The 23207-nt window shown below is 59.4% G+C and carries 19 protein-coding genes and 1 tRNA gene; 16 read left to right on the top strand and 4 right to left on the bottom strand.

Translation table 11 applies throughout. The features are described from left to right. The first annotated feature begins 19 nt into the window (after window positions 1-19). Window positions 20-589: a glycerol-3-phosphate 1-O-acyltransferase PlsY gene (plsY, locus tag KW848_RS25355; RefSeq protein ID WP_008147193.1), complete on the top strand. Its 570-nt coding sequence runs from the start codon at window positions 20-22 to the stop codon at window positions 587-589. Window positions 590-612: 23 nt separating this feature from the next. On the opposite strand, the gene tsaD is transcribed toward plsY, so the two are convergent. Then, entirely contained in the window at window positions 613-1638 is a 1026-nt protein-coding gene (tsaD, locus tag KW848_RS25350; RefSeq protein WP_218538440.1) for a tRNA (adenosine(37)-N6)-threonylcarbamoyltransferase complex transferase subunit TsaD, read from the bottom strand. Between the two features lie 199 nt (window positions 1639-1837). On the opposite strand from tsaD, the gene rpsU reads away from it, so the two are divergent. The 5 genes from rpsU to KW848_RS25325 all read left to right on the top strand — a co-directional run bounded on the left by rpsU (window position 1838) and on the right by KW848_RS25325 (window position 10381). Continuing rightward, complete coding sequence (gene rpsU, locus KW848_RS25345) at window positions 1838-2053, top strand: 30S ribosomal protein S21 (protein WP_002551877.1); 216 nt, start codon at window positions 1838-1840, stop codon at window positions 2051-2053. A 482-nt stretch (window positions 2054-2535) separates the two neighbouring features. Continuing rightward, the gene (gene dnaG, locus KW848_RS25340; RefSeq protein WP_134104564.1) at window positions 2536-4503 is read left to right on the top strand and encodes a DNA primase; all 1968 of its coding nucleotides are present in this window, start codon (window positions 2536-2538) and stop codon (window positions 4501-4503) included. Window positions 4504-4570: 67 nt separating this feature from the next. Next, window positions 4571-6421, top strand: a complete 1851-nt coding sequence (rpoD, locus tag KW848_RS25335) for an RNA polymerase sigma factor RpoD (RefSeq protein WP_008147190.1) — start codon at window positions 4571-4573, stop codon at window positions 6419-6421. 121 nt (window positions 6422-6542) lie between these two features. Next, a complete protein-coding gene (locus KW848_RS25330; protein WP_218538439.1) occupies window positions 6543-10289 on the top strand; it encodes an EAL domain-containing protein in 3747 nt (1248 codons plus the stop codon). A 15-nt stretch (window positions 10290-10304) separates the two neighbouring features. Then, window positions 10305-10381: transfer RNA gene (locus KW848_RS25325), tRNA-Ile, on the top strand. Between the two features lie 81 nt (window positions 10382-10462). On the opposite strand, the gene KW848_RS25320 is transcribed toward KW848_RS25325, so the two are convergent. The 3 genes from KW848_RS25320 to KW848_RS25310 form a co-directional block, all read right to left on the bottom strand. Further along, window positions 10463-10768, bottom strand: a complete 306-nt coding sequence (locus tag KW848_RS25320) for an XRE family transcriptional regulator (protein ID WP_056741296.1) — start codon at window positions 10766-10768, stop codon at window positions 10463-10465. Next, on the bottom strand, window positions 10761-11126 hold the full coding sequence (locus tag KW848_RS25315) for a type II toxin-antitoxin system RelE/ParE family toxin (protein ID WP_056741295.1): 366 nt from the start codon (window positions 11124-11126) through the stop codon (window positions 10761-10763). The genes KW848_RS25320 and KW848_RS25315 overlap by 8 nt, the downstream gene beginning before the upstream one ends. A 159-nt stretch (window positions 11127-11285) precedes the next feature. Then, window positions 11286-11933 carry a peptidase M41 gene (locus tag KW848_RS25310; RefSeq protein ID WP_218538462.1) on the bottom strand — a complete coding sequence of 216 codons (648 nt, stop codon included), beginning with the start codon at window positions 11931-11933 and terminating at the stop codon, window positions 11286-11288. Between the two features lie 205 nt (window positions 11934-12138). Here KW848_RS25310 and KW848_RS25305 point away from each other — a divergent pair, with 205 nt between their 5' ends. The 10 genes from KW848_RS25305 to KW848_RS25260 all read left to right on the top strand — a co-directional run bounded on the left by KW848_RS25305 (window position 12139) and on the right by KW848_RS25260 (window position 23150). Beyond that, a complete protein-coding gene (locus tag KW848_RS25305) occupies window positions 12139-12600 on the top strand; it encodes an Lrp/AsnC family transcriptional regulator (protein ID WP_007980298.1) in 462 nt (153 codons plus the stop codon). Window positions 12601-12860: 260 nt separating this feature from the next. Then, window positions 12861-14543 (top strand): NAD(P)/FAD-dependent oxidoreductase, encoded by a 1683-nt coding sequence (locus KW848_RS25300; RefSeq protein WP_046045362.1) that lies wholly within the window; start codon window positions 12861-12863, stop codon window positions 14541-14543. Between the two features lie 12 nt (window positions 14544-14555). Then, window positions 14556-15350, top strand: a complete 795-nt coding sequence (locus KW848_RS25295; RefSeq protein WP_134104661.1) for a carbon-nitrogen hydrolase family protein — start codon at window positions 14556-14558, stop codon at window positions 15348-15350. 48 nt (window positions 15351-15398) lie between these two features. Further along, complete coding sequence (pqqF, locus tag KW848_RS25290; protein WP_218538438.1) at window positions 15399-17831, top strand: pyrroloquinoline quinone biosynthesis protein PqqF; 2433 nt, start codon at window positions 15399-15401, stop codon at window positions 17829-17831. 155 nt (window positions 17832-17986) lie between these two features. Then, window positions 17987-18061 (top strand): pyrroloquinoline quinone precursor peptide PqqA, encoded by a 75-nt coding sequence (pqqA, locus tag KW848_RS25285; protein ID WP_009045898.1) that lies wholly within the window; start codon window positions 17987-17989, stop codon window positions 18059-18061. Between the two features lie 76 nt (window positions 18062-18137). Continuing rightward, window positions 18138-19049 carry a pyrroloquinoline quinone biosynthesis protein PqqB gene (gene pqqB, locus KW848_RS25280; protein ID WP_218538437.1) on the top strand — a complete coding sequence of 304 codons (912 nt, stop codon included), beginning with the start codon at window positions 18138-18140 and terminating at the stop codon, window positions 19047-19049. 137 nt (window positions 19050-19186) lie between these two features. Beyond that, window positions 19187-19939 carry a pyrroloquinoline-quinone synthase PqqC gene (pqqC, locus tag KW848_RS25275; protein WP_218538436.1) on the top strand — a complete coding sequence of 251 codons (753 nt, stop codon included), beginning with the start codon at window positions 19187-19189 and terminating at the stop codon, window positions 19937-19939. Further along, a complete protein-coding gene (gene pqqD / locus KW848_RS25270; RefSeq protein WP_059407406.1) occupies window positions 19936-20211 on the top strand; it encodes a pyrroloquinoline quinone biosynthesis peptide chaperone PqqD in 276 nt (91 codons plus the stop codon). Before pqqC ends, pqqD begins: the two co-directional genes overlap by 4 nt. Next, on the top strand, window positions 20183-21358 hold the full coding sequence (gene pqqE / locus KW848_RS25265; protein WP_375154735.1) for a pyrroloquinoline quinone biosynthesis protein PqqE: 1176 nt from the start codon (window positions 20183-20185) through the stop codon (window positions 21356-21358). The genes pqqD and pqqE overlap by 29 nt, the downstream gene beginning before the upstream one ends. Next, the gene (locus tag KW848_RS25260; protein WP_218538435.1) at window positions 21324-23150 is read left to right on the top strand and encodes a S9 family peptidase; all 1827 of its coding nucleotides are present in this window, start codon (window positions 21324-21326) and stop codon (window positions 23148-23150) included. Before pqqE ends, KW848_RS25260 begins: the two co-directional genes overlap by 35 nt. The last annotated feature ends 57 nt before the right edge of the window (window positions 23151-23207 follow it).

Here is a 23207-nt window from a genome sequence, read left to right as displayed (position 1 = left end):
CTCGCCCGGAATAGTTAGCATGTTTTGGTTACTGGCGACCCTCGCCTACCTGCTCGGCTCTCTGTCCTTCGCCATTTTGCTCAGCCGCCTGACCGGTAACCCCGATCCGCGAATGAGTGGCTCGGGCAATGCCGGCGCCACCAACATGTTGCGCCTGGCCGGAAAAAAACTCGCCGTCCTGACCTTGATCGGTGACCTCTTCAAAGGTCTGCTACCCGTACTGATCGCCGGCGTTGCGGGCCTTTCGCTTCAAGAACAGGCCTGGATCGGCGTCTGTGCCGTCATCGGTCACCTGTTCCCGTTGTACTTTCGCTTCCGCGGCGGCAAGGGTGTCGCCACCTCTGCCGGCATGCTGCTGGGCCTCTACCCGCCCGCCGCACTGCTGGCGGTCTGCGCCTGGCTGCTGACGTTCTACCTGACTCGCACCAGCTCACTGGCGGCCTTGATCGCTACACCGCTGACCCTGCCGCTATTGGCCTGGCAAGAACCGGCGGCACTGCTGCCCATGAGCGCACTCACGGGACTGATCGTCTGGCGTCATCGGGGCAATCTACGCGACCTGTTTGCCGGGCGCGAACGGCATTTTTAAATACCGGGCATGAGCGCTGCTCATCACAGCGCCGACAATTGCTCCATCGGCCAACGCGCCTGCACGCTGATCGCCAGGCTTTCGTGCTGCCCGGCCTGCAAGCGCTGGCAGCCGGCAAAGGCAATCATCGCGCCGTTGTCGGTGCAGAACTCCGGACGCGCATAAAAAACATCGCCCTTCATGTCGCCAAGCATCTTCTCCAGCGAGGCACGCAGCGCCTTGTTGGCGCTAACGCCGCCAGCGATCACCAGACGCTTCATACCGGCCTGCTTCAGGGCACGCTTGCACTTGATAGTCAAAGTCTCCACCACGGCCTGCTGGAACGCCAGCGAGATGTCGCAACGGGCTTGCTCGCTGTCGTCCCCGGCGCTGACGCTCTGCTGCCAGGTGTTCAGGGCGAAGGTTTTCAAGCCACTGAAACTGAAAGCCAGGCCCGGGCGGTCGCACATCGGACGCGGGAAAGTGAAACGTCCTGCAATCCCTTGCTCCGCCAGCCGAGCGATTTCCGGGCCACCCGGATAATTGAGGCCCATCATCTTCGCGGTCTTGTCAAAAGCTTCACCGGCGGCATCGTCGAGGGTCTCGCCCAGGAGCGTGTATTGGCCGATCCCGTCGACCTGAACCAGCTGCGTATGACCGCCAGACACCAACAAAGCGACGAACGGAAATTCCGGTGGTTGCGACTCCAGCATCGGCGCCAGCAGGTGACCCTCCATGTGGTGCACACCCAGCGCCGGAATACCCCAGGCGAAGGCCAGTGCCTGAGCACAGGAAGCGCCCACCAACAAGGCACCGACCAGGCCAGGACCCGCGGTATAAGCGATGGCGTCGATCTCGGTCGGCACACAGTCAGCTTCGGCCAACACCTGACGAATCAAGGGCAGCATGCGTTTGACGTGGTCACGTGAGGCCAGCTCCGGCACGACCCCGCCATAGGCGCGGTGCAGGTCGATCTGGCTGAACAGCGCGTCGGCCAGCAGGCCGCGTTCACTGTCATATAATGCGACACCAGTTTCGTCGCAGGAGGTTTCTAATCCCAGTACTAGCATGGGTTTGCGCCTTGTTTAGGCTGAATTCGAAGGCGCGCATAATAGTCGCCATGTGATGCCCCGACTAGCGGTTTTCGATCAGAGGCTTTGCATTCCGAGCGATGAGGGGTTAACATCCGCAACCCTTAAAAACCGACGTCTTCAAGTGCTCTTTTGCCACGAGGATGTTGACCCCGGTAATGAATGAAGGTAGCTCTGGATGCCAGCCGTCAAAGTAAAAGAGAACGAACCCTTCGACGTAGCTCTGCGTCGTTTCAAGCGCTCCTGCGAAAAAGCCGGTGTACTGGCTGAAGTTCGTAGCCGCGAATTCTACGAGAAGCCTACTTCTGAGCGTAAGCGCAAAGCAGCAGCCGCTGTTAAGCGTCACGCCAAGAAAGTTCAGCGCGAACAGCGCCGCGCCGTTCGTCTGTACTAATACACAGACGTTCGTAGCAAGCTTCTGCCAAGCCCGGCCCTCAGCCGGGCTAATGGCATTTGCGGATAACGCTTGATGCTTCACCGTCAAAGCCGCACACGCGACCGAGACAAATCTGCTTCACAGCGTCAGACCTGGCTCTTTTGCCAGCGGTGCACGTCTTTTCTGACGAGCCTTCCAAGGCTACTGACGAGCACACCCACTGATTCCTCTCACGACGATCAGCCCAAGGCGCCTTCTTGCGTGCCAGCTTATGAGCTATCCGAGGCCATCGACAGGCCGCAGCGGATTTCAGCGCAACACTTTCAAATAGTCGAATACTGATTGGTACTAACGTCAGTGGATTTTCGGCAGATACACTTCCCGACAGCGATTACGCAGACGACACTGGTCGAGCCGCACATTTTGCGCGCCTCAAACAACGACCCGCGCTCAGCCGCTCTTCGTTTCGGATCCATTGCAGCGCAGATGACGAGAACGCCATGGCCGGGCTAATTCCCCAGAGCTTCATTGACGACCTTCTGAACCGCACCGACATCGTCGATGTGGTCAGCTCGCGCCTGCAAATGAAAAAGGCTGGCAAGAACTACACCGCCTGCTGCCCGTTTCACAAAGAGAAAACCCCCTCCTTCAGCGTCAGTCCCGACAAGCAGTTTTATTATTGCTTTGGCTGCGGCGCTGGCGGCAACGCCCTCGGCTTCATGATGGACCACGACAATCTGGATTTCGTCCAGGCTGTCGAAGAACTGGCCAAAGCCGCCGGCATGGAAATCCCCCGCGAAGAAAGCGGACGGCCGCACAAACCGCGGCAGCCGACCGATTCGCCGCTCTACCCGCTACTCACCGCCGCCGCCGACTTTTACCGTCAGGCACTGAAAAGCCATCCATCGCGAAAAGCAGCTGTGGATTACTTGAAAGGCCGCGGACTGACCGGCGAAATCGCCCGAGACTTCGGCCTCGGCTTTGCCCCGCCTGGCTGGGACAATCTGTTCAAGCACTTGAGCAGCGACACCCTGCAACAGAAAGCCATGATCGATGCTGGCCTGCTGATCGAGAACGCCGAAACCGGCAAACGCTATGACCGCTTCCGCGATCGCGTGATGTTCCCGATCCGCGACAGCCGCGGGCGAATCATCGCCTTCGGCGGCCGGGTATTGGGCGACGACAAGCCGAAATACCTGAACTCACCGGAAACCCCGGTATTCCATAAGGGCCAGGAACTCTACGGCCTTTATGAAGCACGCAAGAACAACCGCAACCTCGACGAAATCATCGTCGTCGAAGGCTACATGGATGTTATCGCCCTCGCCCAGCAAGGCCTGCGCAATGCTGTCGCGACCCTGGGCACCGCCACCAGCGAAGAGCACTTGAAACGCCTGTTTCGCGTCGTGCCCAACGTGCTGTTCTGTTTCGACGGCGACCAGGCAGGTCGAAATGCCGCCTGGCGGGCATTGGAGGCAGCGCTGCCGAGCCTGCAGGACGGACGGCGCGCACGCTTTCTGTTTCTGCCCGAAGGCGAAGACCCGGACACGCTGGTCCGCTCCGAAGGCACTGATGCCTTCCGCGCACGGATCAATCAGCATGCCCAACCATTAGCGGATTATTTTTTTCAACAGCTGACCGAGGAATCGGACCCTCGCTCGCTCGAAGGCAAGGCCCACATGGCCACCCTCGCCGCGCCGTTGATCGACAAAGTCCCGGGGGCGAACCTGCGCATCCTGATGCGTCAGCGCCTGACCGAAATTACCGGGCTTAGCGGTGAAGCCGTGAGCCAACTGGTACAAAGCGCCCCCCAGGAAGCACCACCGGCGTACGACCCGGGCATCGATTACGACGCCATGCCGGACTACAGCGACTACCATCAGCCGCAGACACAAGAGATGTATGTGCCGCAGCAGGAATGGACGCCGAAGAAACCCGGCGCCGGCGGCAAAAAATGGGACAAAAAACCGTGGGACAAAAACGGCAAACGCGGCGGTGATCACGATCAACCCCGCGCGCCACGGGTGCCGGCCGCTGTAGAGCCGCCGACCCTGGCCGCCTTGCGCACGCTATTGCATCACCCGCAACTGGCCGAGAAAGTCGAGGATGCCGGGCACTTTGCTGCCGAGGATCACACCAACACGCAATTACTGGTGGCCCTACTCGAAGCCGTGCAGAAGAATCCCAAGCTAAACTCATTTCAGTTGATTGCACGCTGGCACGGAACGGAGCAAGGACGTTTGCTCAAGGCGCTGGCGGAAAAGGAATGGCTGATTGACGGAGATAACCTTGAACAACAGTTTTTCGACACCATTACTAGCTTGTCAGCCCGCCAACGCGAGCGAAACCTGGAACAACTTCTCAGGAAAGCACGTCAAAGTGAACTGAGTGCCGAAGAGAAAAATCAACTGCGCGACCTATTAAGTCGCAATGTTTCCGCAACAAGCCCGACCTCAACTGGCGCGTGAGGTCATAGCTCAGGTATAATCCTCGGCTTGTTTTTTGCCCGCCAAGACCTTCAGTGGATAGGGTGTTATGTCCGGAAAAGCGCAACAGCAGTCTCGTATCAAAGAGTTGATCACACTTGGTCGTGAGCAGGGTTACCTGACTTACGCGGAGGTCAACGACCACCTGCCGGAGGATATTTCAGATCCGGAACAGGTGGAAGACATCATCCGCATGATCAATGACATGGGGATCAACGTATTCGAGGTTGCGCCAGATAAGGATTCCCTTATGCTGGCCGACGCCGATACCGACGAAGCCGCGGCCGAAGAGGCAGCAGCTGCGTTGGCAGCGGTCGAGACCGACATTGGTCGCACCACCGACCCAGTGCGCATGTACATGCGTGAAATGGGTACGGTAGAGCTCCTCACACGTGAAGGCGAAATCGAAATCGCCAAACGTATTGAAGAGGGCATCCGCGAAGTGATGGGCGCAATTGCGCACTTCCCTGGCACGGTTGACCATATTCTCTCCGAATACACTCGCGTCACCACCGAAGGTGGCCGCCTGTCCGACGTCCTGAGCGGTTATATCGACCCGGACGACGGCATTGCGCCGCCTGCTGCAGAAGTGCCGCCGCCTGTCGACCCGAAAGCCGTGAAAGCGGACGACGACACCGACGACGACGATGCTGAAGCCAGCACCGACGACGAAGAAGAAGCCGAAAGCGGTCCGGATCCGGTCATCGCAGCTCAGCGCTTTGGCGCTGTCTCCGATCAGATGGAAATCACCCGCAAGGCGCTGAAAAAGCACGGTCGTGGCAACAAGCTGGCAATTGCCGAGCTGGTGCTTCTGGCTGAGCTGTTCATGCCGATCAAACTGGTTCCGAAGCAATTCGAAGGCCTGGTCGAGCGTGTTCGCAGTGCCCTGGATCGTCTGCGTCAGCAAGAGCGCGCGATCATGCAACTTTGTGTTCGTGATGCCCGTATGCCGCGTGCCGACTTCCTGCGCCAGTTCCCGGGCAACGAAGTCGACGAAAGCTGGACCGACGCACTGGCCAAAGGCAAAAGCAAATACGCTGAAGCCATTGGTCGTCTGCAACCGGACATCATTCGTTGCCAGCAGAAGCTGACCGCGCTGCAAACCGAAACCGGTTTGACGATCGCCGAGATCAAGGACATCAACCGTCGCATGTCGATCGGTGAGGCCAAGGCCCGCCGCGCGAAGAAAGAGATGGTTGAAGCGAACTTGCGTCTGGTGATCTCCATCGCCAAGAAGTACACCAACCGTGGCCTGCAATTCCTCGATCTGATCCAGGAAGGCAACATCGGCTTGATGAAAGCGGTAGATAAATTCGAATACCGCCGCGGCTACAAATTCTCGACTTATGCCACCTGGTGGATCCGTCAGGCGATCACTCGCTCGATCGCCGACCAGGCCCGCACCATCCGTATTCCGGTGCACATGATCGAGACGATCAACAAGCTCAACCGCATTTCCCGCCAGATGTTGCAGGAAATGGGTCGCGAACCGACCCCGGAAGAGCTGGGCGAACGCATGGAAATGCCTGAGGACAAGATCCGCAAGGTATTGAAGATCGCTAAAGAGCCGATCTCCATGGAAACCCCGATCGGTGATGACGAAGACTCCCATTTGGGTGACTTCATCGAAGACTCGACCATGCAGTCGCCAATCGATGTCGCCACTGTTGAGAGCCTTAAAGAAGCGACTCGCGAAGTTCTGTCCGGCCTCACTGCCCGTGAAGCCAAGGTTCTACGCATGCGCTTCGGTATCGACATGAATACCGACCACACCCTCGAGGAGGTTGGTAAGCAGTTCGACGTGACCCGTGAACGGATTCGTCAGATCGAAGCCAAGGCGCTGCGCAAGCTGCGCCACCCGACGAGAAGCGAGCATTTGCGCTCCTTCCTCGACGAGTAATAACAAAACCCCCGGCGCAGGCCGGGGTTTTGCTTTTATACAGATTAAATCCCCCGTACCTCCCCCCCTCCGAATTGCCCGTCTACACTCGAAACATTCCCCGAGCCATAACGAGACCGTTATGCCCAGACTGCCGACCGTGCTTTTTTTGCTGTCGCTGTTGACCTGGACCGCAACGGCTGGCGCGCTGACTCTGACCGACGAAGAACGTAGCTGGCTGGCGGCTCACCCTAACTTGCGTCTGGGTGTCGATGCGTCATGGCCACCCTTCGAGTTTCGCGACGATCAGGGCCGCTATCAGGGCCTTGCAGCAGACTATATCGACCGGATCCGTCAAACCCTGGCCATCAAGCTCACGCCCATCGAACCCGTCAGCTGGACCGCCGTCCTGGAGCAGGCCAAACAAGCCAAGCTGGACCTGTTGCCCGGCATCATGTCGACCCCGGAGCGCCAGACTTACCTCTCATTCACCCGACCCTACCTGGACTTTCCGATTGTCATCCTTGCCCATATCGGAGGCCCCCAGCCACGCAAACTCAAAGATTTGTACGGCCTGAAAGTCGCCGTGGTGGAAAACTACGCACCCCACGAGCTGTTGCGCACCCACAATCCCGACCTCAATCTGGTGGCGATGCCCAACGTCAGCTCAGCGCTGCAAGCATTGGCTACCGATGAAGTGGATGCGGTGGTCGGCGATCTCGCCTCCAGCGTCTGGAGCCTGCGTCAGCTCAAGCTCGACGGGCTCTACGTCAGCGGTGAAACCCCCTATCGCTATCAATTGGCGATGGGCGTGCCCAAGAACAACAAGGTACTGGTCGGCATTCTGGATAAAGTCCTGGCGGACATGTCCCCGAACGAAATCAGTGAAATTCAGGAGCACTGGGTCGGCAACGTCCTCGATCATCGAACATTCTGGAACGATCTGCTGGTTTACGGTCTACCGGGAATGCTGCTGCTGATCATCGTGTTGGCGATGGTTATCCGGATCAACCGCCGGCTGAGTTCAGAAATTGCCCGCCGGGTCGACCTGGAACAAGAACTGCGCAGCAGTGAATACCATTACCGCGGGCTGGTGGAGAGCCTTTCGGCCATCGCCTGGGAAGCGCGGATCAGCGATTTCACCTACAGCTATGTGTCCCCCCATGCCGAGGATCTGCTCGGTTACCCCTTGTCTCATTGGCTGATTCCGGGCTTCTGGCGCAACATTATCCACCCGGCCGACCTGACTCGCGCCCAAACCTTCTGTGATCACGAAGTACTGGCCGGGCGCGATCACAGCCACGATTACCGGGTCATCACCGCCGATGGCCGCTGCATTTGGGTGCGCGATATCGTCAGCCTGATCGAGCACGGCCATGAACCGGTGATGCGCGGGCTGATGATCGACATCAGCGACGCCAAGCGCACCGAAGAGGCGTTGCGTCTGTCAGAACAGAAGTTCGCCTCGGTGTTCCAGCAATGCCCGGACATACTAGTCATCGCACGACTCTCCGACGGCTGCCTGCTGGAGGTCAACGAAGCGTTCGAGGAACAGATCGGTCTCAAGGCCGAAGACGTCATCGGCCAGACGGCCACCGACCTGAACATCTGGGGCATACCCGGCGTCGGGCCGGGCTTGTTGCAACGGTTGCAGGCCGGCAGCATCCGCAACCTGGAGATGCCCTTTCGCCGCAACAATGGCCAAGTGTTTACCGGACTGATTTCCGCCGAGCCTTTCGACCTCGATACGACCGCGGCCTTGGTGGTCGTCGTACGGGACATCAGCCAGCTCAAGGAAACCCAGCAACAACTGCAAACCTCCGAAGAGAAATTCGCCAAGGCCTTCCATGCCTCACCCGACGGCTTGCTATTGTCACGGCAGAGCGACGGTTTACTGATTGAGGTCAACGAGGGTTTCAGTCGCATTACCGGTTTCAACAGCGCGATGTCCGTGGATCGCTCCGTCCTCGAGCTGGGCATCTGGGTCAATCTTAACGAGCGCAAACAGATGCTCGATTTGCTGCACCGGGACGGTTTCGTCCGCGACTTCAGTTGCCATATACGCCGCAGCGACGGACAGATCCGCCTCTGCGAGGTGTCCAGCCGTCCGCTACCGATTGGCGATGAAGATTGCATGCTGACCATCGCCCGGGACATCACCGAGCGACACCTGATGCAGGAGAAGCTGCAACAGGCCGCCACGGTATTCGAGAGCACCGCCGAAGGTGTATTGATCACCGACACTCAACAGCACATCAGTGCGGTCAACCGTGCGTTTACCGAAATCACCGGCTACAGCGAGAGCGAAGCATTGGGCCATACCCCTCGCCTGCTCGCCTCGGGCCTGCACGACAGCGCGTTTTATGCCGCCATGTGGCATCAACTGACGGCCGAAGGTCATTGGCAGGGTGAAATTTCCAACCGGCGCAAGAATGGCGAGCTCTATCCGAGCTGGCTGACCATCAGTGCGGTGCGCAACCGAGACAAATTCGTCACCCATTTTGTCGCGGTGTTCGCGGACATTTCCAGCCTCAAACACGCCCAGGCCAAGCTCGATTACCAGGCACACCACGACCCGCTGACCGGGTTGCCAAATCGCACGTTGTTCGAGAGCCGATTGCTGACTGCGCTCAACAACCAACAGGAAAACGGCGGCCAGGGCGCGGTGTTGTTCCTGGACCTGGACCGTTTCAAACACATCAACGACAGCCTGGGTCACCCGGTCGGTGACCTGCTGCTCAAGGGCATTGCCGTGCGCCTCAAGGAGCAGTTGCGCGACATCGACACCGTGGCGCGCCTGGGCGGCGACGAATTCATCATCCTGCTGCCCGGACTGCAACAATCCAGTGACGCCGACAACATCGCGACCAAATTGCTCAATTGCTTCGGCGCGCCGTTCCAGGCTGGCGAACATGAGTTTTTTATCAGCGCCAGTATCGGCACCAGCCTGTATCCCAAGGATGGCTGCGACGTCGCCACGCTGGTCAAGAACGCCGACGCGGCGATGTACCGTTCAAAGGCCAAGGGTCGCAACCGGGTCGAAAGCTACACCCGTGACCTCACCGCTCAAGCCAGCGAGCGAGTGGCACTGGAACATGAACTGCGACGCGCTATCGAGCGCAACGAACTGCACCTCCATTATCAACCGAAGATCAGCCTGGTCGACCATCGCCTGGTCGGCGCAGAAGCGCTCATTCGCTGGCGCCACCCGACCTTCGGCGATGTGCCACCGGAGCACTTCATTCCGCTGGCCGAAGAAAACGGCATGATCCTGCAAATCGGCGATTGGGTTCTCGAAACCGCCTGCCGGCAGATGTTCGAGTGGAATCAGGTTTACGAACCCGTCGGCCCGCTGTCGGTCAACCTCGCGGGCGCTCAATTGCGCCAGCCGAACCTGCTCGGCCGGATCGAACAATTGCTCAAGGACAACCACCTCAAACCCGATTTCCTGCAACTGGAAATTACTGAAAACTTCATCATGAGCCAGGCTGAAGAGGCGTTGGCAGTGCTGCATCAACTCAAACACCTGGGTGTGCAACTGGCGATCGACGACTTCGGCACCGGTTACTCGTCCCTGAGTTACCTCAAACGTCTGCCACTGGACATTCTCAAGATCGACCAGTCTTTCGTCCGCGGCCTACCGGATGATCCCCACGACGCAGCCATCGTTCGCGCCATTATCGCCTTGGGCCGCAGCATGCAATTCACCATCATCGCCGAGGGCGTCGAAACCCTCGCGCAGCAGCAATTCCTCGCTACCGAAGGCTGTGAACAGATCCAGGGCTACATCGTCAGCCTGCCCTTGCCACCGGAAGAATTTGCCGCGACGTTTCTTCGTATAGCCATTTCAGACTTTTCGGATAGCACAGCCGAGAAACCGTCGCTATAATCCGCGGCCTACTGAGGGCCTATAGCTCAGTTGGTTAGAGCAGGGGACTCATAATCCCTTGGTCGTAGGTTCGAGTCCTACTGGGCCCACCAAACAAGAAAGCCGCGCAATGCGCGGCTTTTTCGTGTCTGCTGGAATAACTCAATCGCGACGAGCGCCTGCCGAAACATCACTCAGTTGGCAAAATTCTCGATCCTGACCTGGCCCTCAGGAAAGGTCGCGATAATTTCCAGTTCGCCGCCCATGGCGCGGATGTAGTTTCGCAGGGTGCTGATGTACATGTCTGTGCGCCGCTCCATTCTGGAGATCGCTGCCTGGTTGACGTGCAACGTCTTGGCCAGCGTTTCCTGGCTCAGCTCTTGAGCCTTACGCAGCTCGTGCAGGGGCATTTCTTTCAAGTGCTGCTGGAACAACCGCTCTGCGTTAGCGCGAGACTCCGGCGTCATGCGAGCTTGCAGTTCAGCAAATTTTTTAGCCATCGTTGCGGCCCTCTTTACGCAATGTTTCCAAATGGTCGTCATACAATGTTTCCGCCTGCGGGACATGCTCGTCATACCAACGGTTTCGACCGGTTTTGTCCCCTCCGATTAAAAGTAACGCGCATCGGCGTGGATCAAACGCATAGAGCACACGATAAGGCCGACCCGCATGCTGCACCCTCAACTCTCGGAGATTGCCCAGTCGTGAGCCTTTAATATCGCTGCTATGCGGGTAACGCAGACCCGGCCCGAAAAACCCCAGCAGATCGACGCTGGCTGAAACCGAGGCTTGCTCCTTTGCATCCAACCCCTCCCACCAACCTTCAAATTCATCGGTGTATTCAATCTCCCAGCCCATACCAATATGCCACCCAAGAAATATGATCTCAAGGGAATAACTCTAGGTTTTAATGGCCGTGCGACCACCTTGGTTGCCAATGAAATTGTTAACGGTGGTTTCTGCTTGGATCTGGGTGTTCGGGGCTTCCAATCTTCATACGTGCAGATCACTCTCAACTTAGGAAGCAACCGTTAACGCGGGAATAGCCTGCACCAGCTGCAGCCGCTCAAGCATTTCACCCGTCCATACGACTTCATACGTATCTGCCGCCCTGCCCCACTGCTCCACGATGACTATGCCGTCTACCAGCATGCATCCCAATCCGGTAATCGTATCGGCCAACGCCTCTACGATCGTTTGAGTCCGAAACCACACGCGATCAGTAATCTCTTTCAGCTCGGCCGTGATTCGGTCAGACGAGGCCGGATCCGTATCGGGGTAGGCGATGTTGCGCAGCAAGTGCCGTAACTCCCTTATTTTTGCGTAATCCTGTTCCGCCCCGAGCTCTCCTTTGAGGATGGCTGTCGCTTTCGATTTATCGACGCGTTTGTCGAGCGAATGCTTTGAAACCAATGCCTGCCCCATAGCGCCAGCAAACAGGACCATCATCCGCGCTTCCAAATGTTCCCTCATGGCGTCCATCGACGAAATGGACCGCACCAAGCTAATGGACGCCCCGCCTTGATGCCGCAAGTCCATGGTCACTGTCAGAGTCACGCCACCCGTTTCAAACCCCAAGGCTCGGGCGAGCACGTAGTGAGCCATTTCGTGATTGGCAATCTGCAACGCACGTTCCCGTACAGCGGGCGGCATTTTCTTTGTCATTTCCATTGCCTCGCATCCCTCGATTTCGCATTCGACTACGACTGACTGTTGGTGTCCATCCTGTCGATCGCGCCTTGTTCAAGCCAAAGAAAAACCCGACATGTGGAAAACGCTATGAACGGTGCTTAGGCGAGATCAACCCTCCGCAGTGCGAGATGTGCCTGTAACATGCCAACCCATTGATCTGTGCTGCTGGAGACGACCCTTGCCTGACACCCGCCCGCCCGTTCTTGACGAAATCGACCGCCAATTGATTGCAGCCCTGCAGATCAATGCCCGCGAAAGCGTAGCCATGCTCGCCCGCCAATTGGGCATCGCTCGCACCACCGTCACTTCGCGGTTGGCCCGGCTGGAAAAAGCCAAGGTGATCACCGGTTACGGCGTGCGTTTGGGTCAACGTGTCGTGGATGGCGGCTTGCAGGCGTACGTCGGGATCACGGTGCAACCGCGCTCGGGCAAGGAGGTGTTGCGGCGTCTCAGCGCGATGGCTCAGGTGCAGCAGTTGTGCGCGGTCAGTGGCGAATTTGATTACGTGGCTTGGTTGCGCACCGATTCACCTGAGCAACTGGATCAGTTGCTGGATCAGATCGGCAGTGTGGATGGGGTGGAGAAGACCACGACCTCGATCATTCTCAGCAGCAAGATTGACCGCGGCCAGCCGGTTTGACCACATTCCCATGTGGGAGCGAGCCTGCTCGCGAAGAGGGCGTGTCAGTCGGCATGGATGCTGACTGACGCACCGCATTCGCGAGCAGGCTCGCTCCCACATTGAACAGTGTGTATCGAGACCTCGTCATTTTGATCAGTAAACTGGCAAAACGACGACACATTGCGTCTTATTAACGTGTTCTACGCTCTCTAGAATGGCTGCCATCTTTTCCTATACTCAGACGCGCATGCCGCGTCCGGTCGCCAGCAAGGTCAGCCATGAACAAGAACAATCGCCATCCTGCAGACGGTAAAAAACCAGTCACCATTTTCGGTCCGGACTTTCCCTTCGCTTTCGACGACTGGATCGAGCACCCGGCCGGCCTGGGCAGCATCCCTGCGCACAACCATGGCGCCGAGGTTGCGATCGTCGGTGCCGGCATCGCAGGTCTGGTGGCAGCCTACGAATTGATGAAACTGGGCCTCAAACCCGTCGTCTACGAAGCCTCGAAAATGGGCGGCCGTCTGCGCTCCCAGGCATTCAACGGTGCTGAAGGCATCATCGCCGAGCTCGGCGGCATGCGCTTCCCGGTGTCGTCCACCGCGTTTTATCACTACGTCGACAAGCTCGGCCTCGAAACCAAACCGTTCCCGAACCCGCTGACACCGGCCTCAGGCAGCACGGTGATCGACCTCGAAGGCCAGACCCATTACGCACAGAAACTGGCGGATCTTCCTGCACTGTTCCAGGAAGTCGCCGACGCCTGGGCCGACGCGCTGGAAGCGGGTTCGCAATTCTCTGACATCCAGCAAGCGATCCGCGACCGCGATGTGCCGCGCCTCAAAGAGCTGTGGAACACCCTCGTTCCGCTATGGGACGACCGCACGTTCTACGACTTCGTGGCCACTTCCAAAGCCTTCGCCAAACTCTCGTTCCATCATCGCGAAGTGTTTGGTCAGGTCGGTTTCGGTACCGGCGGCTGGGACTCGGACTTCCCGAACTCGATGCTGGAAATCTTCCGCGTGGTCATGACCAACTGCGACGATCACCAGCACTTGGTGGTCGGCGGTGTGGAACAAGTGCCATTGGGGATCTGGCGTCATGTGCCGGAACGTTGCGTGCACTGGCCAGAAGGCACCAGCCTCAGCTCCCTGCACAACGGCGCACCGCGTACCGGCGTGAAAAAAATTGCCCACGCGGCAGACGGGCGCTTTGCCGTCACCGATAACTGGGGCGACACCCGCGAATACGCAGCGGTGCTGACCACGTGCCAGAGCTGGCTGCTGACCACCCAGATCGAATGCGACGAAACCCTGTTCTCGCAAAAGATGTGGATGGCCCTCGACCGCACCCGCTACATGCAATCGTCGAAAACCTTCGTGATGGTCGACCGGCCATTCTGGAAGGACAAGGATCCGGAAACCGGCCGCGACCTGATGAGCATGACCCTCACCGATCGCCTGACCCGTGGCACTTATCTGTTCGACAACGGCGACGACAAGCCGGGCGTGATTTGCCTGTCGTACTCGTGGATGAGCGACGCGCTGAAAATGCTCCCGCAACCCGTGGAAAAACGCGTGAAACTGGCGCTGGATGCGTTGAAGAAGATCTACCCGAAAGTCGACATCGCGGCGCGGATCATTGGCGATCCGATCACCGTGTCCTGGGAAGCTGACCCGCATTTCCTCGGCGCTTTCAAAGGCGCCCTGCCCGGCCACTACCGCTACAACCAGCGCATGTACGCGCACTTCATGCAGGCCGATATGCCGGCCGAGCAGCGCGGGATTTTCATCGCTGGCGACGATGTTTCGTGGACGCCAGCCTGGGTCGAAGGCGCGGTGCAGACCTCGCTTAATGCGGTGTGGGGCATCATGAAACACTTCGGCGGTGAAACTCACGCCGAGAACCCGGGTCCAGGAGATGTGTTCAACGAGATCGGTCCGATCGCCCTGCCCGAGTAAGAGGAATCCGAAATGCGCGTAGCCCTTTACCAATGTCCACCGCTGCCCCTGGATGTCGCAGGCAATCTGCAACGTCTGCATCAATTGGCGCTGGAGGCCAAGGGCGCGGATTTGCTGGTGCTGCCGGAGATGTTTTTGACCGGTTACAACATCGGCATCGATGCCGTCAGCGTGCTGGCGGAAGTGCACAACGGTGAGTCGGCGCAACAGATCGCGCGCATCGCCAAGACGGCCGGGATCGCCATTTTGTATGGCTATCCCGAGCGCACCGAGGACGGGCAGATCTACAACGCCGTGCAGTTGATCGACGCCAATGGCGAGCGGTTGTGCAACTACCGCAAGACTCACCTGTTCGGCGACCTCGATCACTCGATGTTCAGCGCCGGGCCGGATGAGTTTCCGCTGGTTGAACTCAATGGCTGGAAGCTCGGCTTCCTGATCTGCTACGACCTGGAGTTCCCGGAAAACGCCCGACGCCTGGCCCTGGCCGGCGCCGAGCTGATCCTGGTGCCGACGGCGAACATGATTCCCTACGACTTCATCGCCGACGTCACCGTCCGTGCCCGGGCCTTCGAAAACCAGTGTTATGTGGCTTACGCCAACTATTGCGGCAACGAAGGCGAGATCCAGTATTGCGGCCAGAGCAGCATTGCTGCGCCGGATGGCAGCCGCATCGCCCAGGCCGGGCTCGATGAAGCTCTGATTGTCGGTGAGCTGGATCGTCAGTTGATGGTCGACTCCCGCGCCGCCAATCGCTACTTCCTCGATCGTCGCCCCGAGCTTTACAGCGAGCTTAACAAGCGCTGATCCATCGTTATCCGCTAGCATTGGCACTTCTCTGTTCTGGAAGTGCTCATGCCTGCGCTGAACCACCCCCACCCTCACACTGAAACCCTGGCCAACGGTCTGCGGGTGACGCTGCGTCATGCTCCTGATTTAAAGCGCAGTGCTGCTGCGTTGCGGGTCGCGGCGGGCAGCCATGACGTGCCGCTGGCCTGGCCCGGACTGGCGCACTTTCTTGAACACCTGCTGTTTCTCGGCACAGAGCGTTTTCCCGCAAGCCAAGCACTGATGGCCTACGTCCAGGGTCATGGCGGCCAGGTGAATGCGCGGACCAGTGAACGCACCACGGACTACTTTTTCGAGTTGCCGCCTCAGTCATTTGCCGGGGGACTGGAGCGCCTGTCGGACATGCTCGCTCATCCGCGTATGAATCCTGACGATCAGCGACGGGAACGGGAAGTGCTGCACGCAGAATTTGTCGCATGGTCTCGGGATACGGCCGCTCAACAGCAATTCGCGCTGTTCGACGGAGTTTCAGCGGCGCATCCGCTGCGGGCGTTTCATGCCGGCAACCGCTACAGCCTGCCGGTGCCGCAACCTGAGTTCCAGCACGCCTTGCAGGGTTTCTATCAGCGGTTTTATCAGACCGGACAGATGACGTTGAGCCTGACTGGGCCGCAGAGTCTCGATGAGTTGAGGGCAATGGCTCAGCGCTTTAGCGCTGCGATTCCCGCAGGGGAAAAGGTGCTGCAACAAGCGCCTACATCGCTGATGGATTCTTCGGACAAAAGTTATCAACAAGCTGCAGCGCGGCGACTGGATCTGCTGTTTGCCTTCGAAGCATTGCCCGATTCATCGCCCGAGGCGCTGGCGTTCCTGTGTCATTGGCTGAACGCCGCGAAACCCGGTGGTCTGCTGGCGGAACTGCGCGAGCGCGGGCTGGCTGACAGCCTGAAAGCTGCGCCGTTGTATCAGTTCGCCGGCCAGGCTTTGTTGCACATCGAGTTCACGTTGCATGCCAACGCGACGCCCAACGGGATCCGCGAACAGCTACAGGATTGGCTTGGATTCTTTGCCTCGCAGCACCCCTGGGCCGGCTTGCGTGAAGAATACGCCGCCCTGTTGCAACGTCAGCAGCAAGTCAGCGGCGCCCTGCAACTGGCCCGACTGGACAGCGAACAGCGTGAAACCGGGTTATCAGAATTGGGCATTGCAGCCCTCAGGGACGTCCTGAAACAAATCGGCGCTGTGGATAACTTCACCGGCCAATGGCAACTGCCAACACCTAATCCGTTTTTACGCGCAGAGGCTCCGGCCCCGAGTGCCGGACTGATCCGCGGCCAAACCAGCAAACACCGAGGCCTGCGGACCTTTGCCCAGGATCGCTCGCGCGGTCGTCGCGAACGTTCGCCCATGCAGTTCAGTCAGGCGTTGCCGGATAACAGTGCCGAAGGTGCCGTTTACCTGCGCTGGCGTCTGGACTCGGCACCTCGCAGCAACGTTCAGACGAGCCTGGAAAACCGCCTTCAGCCGTTGCGTGAAGACGCGCGTCAGGCAGGTGTCGATTTTTCCTTCAGCGCATCGGGCAATGAATGGCTGCTGAAAATGACCGGGCTACAGGGGCCAATGCCGAGCGTCCTCGAACACGCGCTGAAAGAACTGACAACAGCCGATGCCGGTTTCTCGCAAGAAGAGCCGCCGAGCGTTGCGTTGATGCCGATTCGACAACTGCTCAAAGCGCTGCCTGATCACTGCCTTGAGCGCACCGCTGACTCGGACGATTTGATGCAGCTTTGGTCGAGCGCACGCTGGGATGGTCTGGCGACCGGTCTGTCCGCCCAGACACAAGCGGCGATGGGCCTTGCCTTGAGTCGTGTGCCTGGCACTGCGGACAATCAACTGACACCGCCCTCGCCGATAAACGCGCAGCATCTGTGGAGCACGGTCGATACCGAGTCCAGCGAACATGCGCTGCTGCTCTTCTGCCCGACGGCAACGGCAAACATCGCTGACGAAGCCGCCTGGCGCTTGCTGGCTCACGTCTGCCAGACGCCGTTTTACCAACGCCTGCGGGTAGAACTGCAGCTCGGTTATGCGGTGTTCAGCGCCCTGCGGCAGATCCATGGGCAGACAGGGCTGCTGTTCGGCGTGCAATCACCCAGCGTCGCCCCTCTGGATCTGCTGGAACACATCGAACACTTCCTGAGCGGATTGGCCGGGATGATCAACGACTTCGATGACGAGACCTTCATCGACCAACGCCAGGCACTGGCCGATCAATTCGATAGCGCGGCGCTGCCCAATGCGCAGGCCGCCGAACTGCTCTGGCAGGGCAAACTGGCCGGCCACTCGTCGGATTATCTGGAGCTGCTACCTCAGACGATTCTGAAGATCGACCGCGAAACGTTACTGGCCGCAGCACAACGACTGAATCAGGCCGAAGGCGGTTGGCGCTGTCTGGCCAGCGGACCGGGCCCGGGCTCGCCTTGGCAAGCGGCAAAATGATCATTACCGGTGCTGCAATTAGCTTTCTCAAAGATTCCCGGTCAATTGCCCTGTAATTTTGAGTAACATAGCCACCTAACTATCTGAACATCTCCGGCTGGAGGTGGACTATATGTATAGATCTCAACTGTCCCATCACCTGAAGGAGCGCTTCTATGTCCTGGTCCAAACCTGCTTACACCGACCTGCGTATCGGCTTTGAAGTCACCATGTACTTCGCAAGCCGCTAATCTTTTTGTAGCGCAGTGCAACGCCTCGGCTCGCCGGGGCGTTTTTATTTTCAGTTTTCAAAATGATGGAGCGGCCATGTTTGTCCAGATTCTAGGTTCCGCCGCCGGCGGTGGTTTCCCCCAGTGGAACTGCAACTGCGTGAACTGCGCCGGTTTTCGCGATGGCAGCCTGAACGCCAAGGCGCGGACCCAGTCGTCCATCGCCATTTCCGATAACGGCGTGAATTGGGTGCTGTGCAACGCATCGCCGGACATCCGCGCCCAACTCCAGAGCTTCGCCCCGATGCAACCGGGCCGCGCCCTGCGCGATACCGGCATCAGCGCGATCATCCTGATGGACAGCCAGATCGACCATACCACCGGCCTGCTAAGCCTGCGTGAAGGTTGCCCGCACCAGGTCTGGTGCACCGACATGGTCCACGAAGACCTGAGCAGCGGTTTTCCGCTGTTCACCATGCTGACCCACTGGAACGGCGGGCTGACCTGGAACCCGATCGAGCTCGACCGCAGCTTCACCATCCCGGCCTGCCCGAGTCTGCGTTTCACCCCGCTGCCGCTGCGCAGCGCCGCTCCGCCGTACTCGCCGCACCGTTTCGACCCGCACCCCGGCGACAACATCGGCCTGATCGTTGAAGACCTGAACACCGGCGGCAAACTGTTCTACGCACCGGGTCTGGGCAAGGTCGACGCGCCGCTGCTCGAGATCATGGCCGGCAGCGATTGCCTGCTGGTGGACGGCACGCTGTGGGATGACGACGAAATGCAGCGCCGTGGCGTCGGCACCCGCACTGGCCGGGAAATGGGCCACCTGGCGCAGAACGGCCCCGGCGGCATGCTGGAAGTGCTGGAACAACTGCCCAAACAGCGCAAAGTGCTTATCCACATCAACAACACCAACCCGATTCTCGATGAGGATTCGCCGGAGCGTGCAGAACTGGCTCGGCGCGAGGTTGAAGTGGCGTATGACGGCATGAGTATTGTGCTGTAGCGGATGGCCTCTTCGCGGGCAAGCCCGCTCCCACATTGGATTTGTGGCGTTCAGAAAATCCCTGTGGGAGCGGGCTTGCCCGCGAAGGCGTCCGACCAGACACCAAAGAATCCACCGGTCGTACCCGGAGAACCGAAATGACTGACACCGCACTGTCCCCCGCCGAGTTCGAAGCGGCCCTGCGCGCCAAGGGCTCTTACTACCACATCCATCACCCGTACCACGTCGCGATGTACGAAGGCCGGGCAACGCGCGAACAGATCCAGGGCTGGGTCGCCAACCGTTTCTACTATCAGGTGAACATCCCGCTCAAGGATGCCGCGATCCTCGCCAACTGCCCGGACCGCGAGATTCGTCGTGAGTGGATTCAGCGCCTGCTCGACCATGACGGCGCCCCCGGCGAAGACGGCGGCATCGAGGCCTGGCTGCGTCTGGGTCAGGCCGTCGGCCTCGAACCGGATCAACTACGCTCGCAGGAATTGGTACTGCCCGGTGTACGTTTTGCCGTCGATGCCTACGTCAACTTCGCCCGCCGTGCCAGTTGGCAGGAGGCCGCCAGCAGCTCGCTGACCGAACTGTTTGCGCCACAAATCCACCAGTCGCGCCTCGACAGCTGGCCGCAGCATTACCCGTGGATCGACCCGGCGGGTTACGAGTATTTCCGCACCCGCCTGGGTCAGGCACGTCGCGACGTGGAACATGGCTTGGCGATCACTTTGCAGCACTACACGACGCGGGCCGGCCAAGAGCGCATGTTGGAAATTCTCCAGTTCAAACTGGACATTCTTTGGAGCATGCTCGATGCCATGAGCATGGCCTACGAACTGAAACGCCCGCCGTATCACAGCGTGACCGAGCAGCGGGTCTGGCATAAAGGAATCACCTTATGAGTTTTGATCGCAGCAAGACCCCGACCTGGCGCACCGGCTACCGCTTCCAGTACGAACCGGCACAGAAAGGTCATGTGCTGCTCTACCCGGAAGGCATGATCAAACTCAACGAAAGCGCCGCGATGATCGGCGGTTTGATCGACGGCGAGCGTGACGTCGCGGCGATCATCGCCGAACTGGACGCGCAATTCCCCGGCGTGCCCGAGCTCGGTGACGACATCGAACAATTCATGGAGGTCGCCCGTGCTCAGCACTGGATCGAACTTGCCTGAATCGGCGTCAGACAAGTTACCGCCCAAACCGGAAATCGGCCTGCCGCTATGGCTGCTGGCCGAGCTGACGTATCGCTGCCCGCTGCAATGCCCGTACTGCTCCAATCCGCTGGATTTCGCCGAGCAAGGCAAAGAACTGAGCACCGAACAGTGGATCAAAGTGTTCCGCGAAGCGCGGGAGATGGGCGCGGCACAATTGGGCTTCTCCGGCGGCGAACCGCTGGTGCGCCAGGACCTCGCCGAGCTGATTGCCGAGGCGCGCAAGTTGGGGTTCTACACCAACCTGATCACCTCCGGCATCGGCCTGACCGAGCAAAAAATCAGCGACTTCAAAAAGGCCGGTCTGGACCATATCCAGATCAGCTTTCAGGCCAGCGACGAGCAAGTGAACAACTTGCTGGCCGGCTCGAAAAAAGCCTTCGCCCAGAAGCTGGAAATGGCCCGCGCCGTGAAAGCCCACGGTTATCCGATGGTGCTGAACTTCGTGACCCATCGGCACAACATCGACAAGATCGACCGGATCATCGAGCTGTGCATCGCCCTTGAGGCGGACTTTGTGGAACTCGCCACGTGCCAGTTTTACGGTTGGGCGCAACTCAACCGGGTCGGTCTGTTGCCGACCAAGGAACAACTGGTCCGCGCTGAACGCATCACCAACGAATACCGCGCCAAACTGGAAGCCGAAGGGCATCCGTGCAAGCTGATTTTCGTCACCCCTGACTATTACGAAGAACGCCCGAAAGCCTGCATGAATGGCTGGGGCAGTATTTTTCTGACGGTCACGCCGGACGGAACCGCCCTGCCCTGTCACGGTGCCCGACAGATGCCGGTGCAGTTTCCCAACGTGCGCGACCACAGCATGCAGCACATCTGGTACGACTCGTTCGGCTTCAATCGCTTCCGCGGTTACGACTGGATGCCCGAGCCGTGCCGTTCCTGCGACGAGAAAGAAAAAGACTTCGGCGGCTGTCGCTGCCAGGCCTTCATGCTCACAGGGGACGCGAGCAACGCCGACCCGGTGTGCAGCAAATCGGAACATCACGGCGTGATCCTCAAGGCTCGCGAAGAAGCCGAACACACGACCCAGACCATTGAACAACTGGCCTTTCGTAATGAACGAAATTCACGACTCATCGCTAAAAGCTGAACCCTTCAGCGCTGCCAGGGCCGTCGCGGCCGGCATCGACTTCGCCGAGTTACAGGCCGGCCCACATGGCCTGTTCTGGAACGAATACCGACCCGAGGATGCCGCCTGCCGGATCTGGCATTGGCGCGACGGCCAGGCGCATTGCCTGACGCCAGCGGGCTTCAGTGTGCGCAGTCGGGTGTACGAATACGGCGGCGGCGCGTTCTGTCTGACCGATGACGGGATCGTGTTCGTCAACGAGGCGGACCAACAGCTGTATCGACAGTCGCTGGCCGGCGAGACACCTGAGTTACTGAGCTCAGGCGAATGTCGATATGGCGATCTGCAGTTCGCTGACGGGCAGGTATTGGCGGTTGAAGAAAACCGCGATCGGCATCGTCTGGTGGCTATCGACCTGGCTGACGGAGTACGTCATCTGCTGGCCGAAGGCGCTGATTTCTATGCCGCGCCGACGTTGAGTCCCGACGCGCAACGACTGGCGTGGATCGAGTGGAGCCGCCCGGATCAGCCATGGACCGCGACTCGCCTGATGGTTGCCGAACGCCAGAACGATGGCCGTTTTGCTCTGCCGCGATGCGTGGCGGGCGAAGGCGCTGAGGAATCGCTGCAACAACCGAGATTCGATACAAGCGGCCGTCTGTTTTGTCTGACTGATCGCGGCGGCTACTGGCAGCCTTGGGTGGAATCGGCAGACGGTCTGAGCCCGCTGCCGAGTGCCGCAGCGGATCACGGGCCAGCGCCGTGGCAGCTGGGTGGCTGCACCTGGTTGCCACTGAGCGAAGGTCGTTATCTGGCGAGCTGGACCGAAGACGGGTTTGGCAAACTGGGGCTTTGTGGTGATGCCGGTGAAGATTTCACCGGCGATTACAGCCGCTTCCGCTCTCTCGCACTGGATGAGCAGTTCATTTACTGCATCGCCGCTTCGCCAGTCAGTTCCTCGGCAGTCATTGCCATCGACCGCCAGACCCGGCAGGTCAAAATACTGACTGGCGGTATTGCACCGTTGCCCGCCGAGCAGATCAGCGTCCCGCAAACCCTGCGTTACCCCAGCGGTTCGCGCGAGGCCCACGGCTTCTTCTATCCAGCGATGACCGGTGATGCGAAACCGCCTCTGGTGGTGTTCATCCACGGCGGCCCGACGTCGGCCTGCTACCCCATGCTCGATCCGCGTATCCAGTACTGGGCGCAACGCGGCTTTGCCGTGGCTGATCTCAACTACCGCGGCAGCAGTGGCTATGGTCGGGCTTATCGGCAAGCGCTGCATTTGAGCTGGGGCGAAGTGGACGTGGAGGACGCCTGCGCCGTCGTCGCTCATCTTGCCGAACGCGGATTGATCGACGGCAACAAGGCGTTTGTTCGCGGCGGCAGTGCCGGCGGCTACACCACTCTGTGTGCGCTGGCCTTTCACACAGTCTTCCGCGCCGGTGCCAGCCTGTATGGCGTCAGTGACCCCGTGGCACTGAGCCGGACGACTCACAAGTTCGAAGGCGATTATCTGGACTGGCTGATCGGCGACCCGGAGCAGGATGCCGAACGCTACGCCGCACGAACGCCGTTGCTGCATGCGGGCAACATCAGCGTTCCGGTGATTTTCTTTCAGGGTGAACTGGACGCTGTGGTGGTGCCGCAACAGACCCGCGACATGGTCACAGCGCTACAGGACAACGGCATCCTGGTTGAAGCGCATTACTACGCCGACGAACGCCATGGCTTTCGCAAGGCCGGCAATCAGGCCCATGCGCTGGAGCAGGAGTGGTTGTTTTATCGAAGGGTGATGGCGTTGGCGGACTGAAACCTGCGGCCCGTGCAGGAATGGTGTTGCCCCATTCGCGAGCAGGCTCGCTCCCAC

The organism is Pseudomonas sp. PDM25, from assembly GCF_019219045.1.
In the GTDB taxonomy this organism is placed as follows: domain Bacteria; phylum Pseudomonadota; class Gammaproteobacteria; order Pseudomonadales; family Pseudomonadaceae; genus Aquipseudomonas.
Note: the sequence above shows the minus strand (reverse complement) of the source record. Positions and strands in the feature narration are given on the sequence as shown.